Source organism: Candidatus Megaera venefica, assembly GCF_034554655.1.
Classification (GTDB): Bacteria; Pseudomonadota; Alphaproteobacteria; order Rickettsiales; family Rickettsiaceae; genus Megaera_A; species Megaera_A venefica.
On the sequence record NZ_JARJFB010000177.1, the window covers coordinates 1 to 3,058 of the forward strand.

Genomic DNA, 3,058 nt, shown 5'->3' on the forward strand with positions numbered 1-3,058 from the left:
CCAACAATTAGAGCTCCCGCTACTGCACCAATTATTCGCCCCCATTTTGTACTAATTGGCTGCCTAATAAAATCCGCAACTTTTTTACACCCACCTCCAATACCTTTTAGTACATTACCGGCTAATTTTGAGAAAAAACCTTTACCTTCTGCAGCATGAACTTGCGCATCAATTTCCTTTTTCTGCTCGAGCTTCATTGGTTCTTTTACACCATCCACACCTTCGTGAACGGCAGTACCTTTTACTCCAGTAATCTCCGCCTCATGAATATCGGTCCCTGCATTAATTTTAAGACCATCCACTTCAGCATCTTTAAAGTTTACTTTTTGCAGCTCAGCATCACGCAAGTCAGCCTTCTTCAAGTTGACTTTTTCCATTATTGCTTCTTTTACTTTAGCTCCCCTAAGGTTTGCACCCTCCATAACCGCTTCTGTAAAATTCGCTCTTTCGCCTTCTATACCTTCTAAAATTGCTTCTTTAAATTGTCCTTTTTTTGCATTTATGTCAGTCAATTTTGCACCAGTCAAATCAACCCCATTAGCCCTAGCACCTTCAAGTACAGCACCTTCAAGGTTAGCAAATTTCATACTCACCCCTTCCAGAACAGCTTCTTTCATCTGAGCATGCTCTAGATTCGCGCCATCCATATGAGCCCCAACGAAATTAACCCCATCCGCCTTAACCATTTTCATTATTGCATCATCAAGCGCAGCACCTTCGAGTTTACAAAGCTTATCGATCTCAGTTTCGGTTAAATCAATCCCTCTTGCATCAACGTCCTTAAGTACTGTATCTTGAATTTTTGCTTTTCTGACCTTAGCTCCTTCAAGAAATGAACCGGTTAAGTCAGATTTGATGATTTCGCAATTATCTAATATTGCTTTTTCAAGCATTGCATGCTGCATTTTAACTTGACTCAGCTTAGCGTTCGCTAGCGAAACTCCTTCTAAATCAGCATAATTAAATGTGGCATCTTGAATGTTAACACCATCCCATTTACCATTTCTAATATTAGAATAATCAAAATTAGAGTGGCTTACCTGCATACCAGTAGCTTCTGATCCCCTCATAAACGCACGTTTAAAACTACTATCAACAACTGTAGATTTATCCAAGAAGCATTGAAAAAAGTTCGCGTCTTCTGCTCGTGTATTCTTAAAAGTTGCTCCTGTGACAACAGCAGATTCGAATATAGATTTGTTCAGGTTAGCTCCAGTAAAATTACACCCTCTAAAGGCCGCCCCTGCAAAACAAGCTTCTTGTAAGTTGGCACCAGTAAAATCTAGGTTTGACAAATCTGTTCCATATTTAGCATAGGCTACTGGTTTTGATCCTTCATGTAGCTCAATCCCTTTTTCAGCCGCCTTTGATTTAGCAAAATCATTGAGCGTTAAGTCTGGGGTTGATTTTAGCGCTACTAGGTAAGCCTCAACGTCCCCTCTATCTAATTCAATATATTGCTTTTCTTGCTCTCTTTCTTTTTTACTACTTCCTCTAACGTATCCAGGATCAAAACTTTCTGGATTTTTAGGGATATATACAAAGCTTGGATCTATTATATATTTTACTGTTTCTTTATCTAAAACACTTCTATCTATTTCGGCACGTTCTCTAACTAATTTGTCATATTTCTCATTACCTGACTCAAATCCAGTTCGAACATACCCGGCTTGCACATAACTGAGGCCTTCATATGCTTTTGCTATTTCTTTATCTTTAAGGACTAGTTTCCCTTGCTTTTCTTTATTAAATTCTTTTTCAGCATCGCTTAAAATTACCCTATTGATATCACCATACAAACTCATCAAGTCGGCAGTAGAGCTGAATCTTACATCTTTATAATGCTTTGCCAATTCTTCAGGCATGTCAGGAACTGGAAGATGATCTTTTTTTGCCTTATTTACTTCTTGTTCGTAAGCATTCCACTTTTCTCCAAACCCAGACATTTTACAAAAGCTTAAGTCAGCACCTCGCATATCAGCACCAGACATTTCACAGTCAAAAAATGTAACTTTTGATAAATCTGCATCACAAAAAACTGCTCCTTCTAGGTTACAAAACTGAAAATGCGCCCCAGTCAGTTTTACCCCTGAAAAATCTACTCCGCTTAAATCTTGTACAATTTCAATATGCTGACCTGATAGATCTGGGACCACTACTACGTCTTGACCTTTGTAGAATTTCTCTTTAACATATTCCACCAAAGAGCCTTGAGCAATTGAATCTCCTTTTTTCCTAGCATCCATAAACTCTTGCAAATCACCATCATCCATAACGTGTCGTTTGATTCCAACGGAAATATCTATTGGTTTTATTCCTGTTGATTCAGATTCTTGGGGGGATTTAGACATTATTAACTCTCCGCTTAGCCTATTTATTTATACTAAACTATTGTATAAAATATTTTATACAAGAGATAACTAATTAAGAGTATTTTAGGCCAATTGAAAATATTAATTATAAGACGATGCCTTTTGACAACTAGATAAGACAATTTTGATACATCAAACTTAACCAGAGTTTGATATGAGAGGTGAATATTTTAGTATTAAATTAGAACAAAACCCTAAAATCCTGATCTTGTACTTGAGGATCTCAGGAAACAAATGTAGGTCGTCATCCTGAACTTGTTTCATGATCTCAGGACACAGCGATGGATACCGGATCAAGCCCAGCACGACGATTTAACTAAAGAAACAAAGTCATCCTGAATTTATTATGGGCTTGTGCCTGTCTCTGGCCCAGAATCTCACAAGATAGAAGACGATGCTGAATCAAATTCAGCATGACGGTAGTAGATAAGGAGATCTGCGGACCAAAACCCAGCATGAAGATCGTATTACCAAATAAAAAAACTACGTTATTGGGTTTGGCTAATTTTAACCATTCTTTGCTTGTTTTTATCCCAGCTATAGTGGGTATTGACAGTTTTTACCTCAGTTACGATTACATCTCCGTTTGGAAGCTGAGCTATATCAAGGCCTTTTTGTAAAGATTCTACGATAAGTGATGTAGAGCCACAAATGTATTTTATATCAGAAAAATTGTCATTTGTTGA

The 3,058-nt window shown here is 37.6% G+C and carries 2 protein-coding genes; both read right to left on the reverse strand.

Going from position 1 to position 3,058, the window contains the following annotated elements:
* Positions 1–2,351, reverse strand: a 2,351-nt coding sequence (locus Megvenef_RS08325) for a pentapeptide repeat-containing protein (RefSeq protein ID WP_322777478.1), incomplete at its 3' end; no start/stop codon positions are given.
* Positions 2,352–2,860: 509 nt separating this feature from the next.
* The coding region (locus tag Megvenef_RS08330; RefSeq protein ID WP_322777479.1) for a DUF2671 domain-containing protein at positions 2,861–3,058 on the reverse strand (198 nt) is incomplete at its 5' end.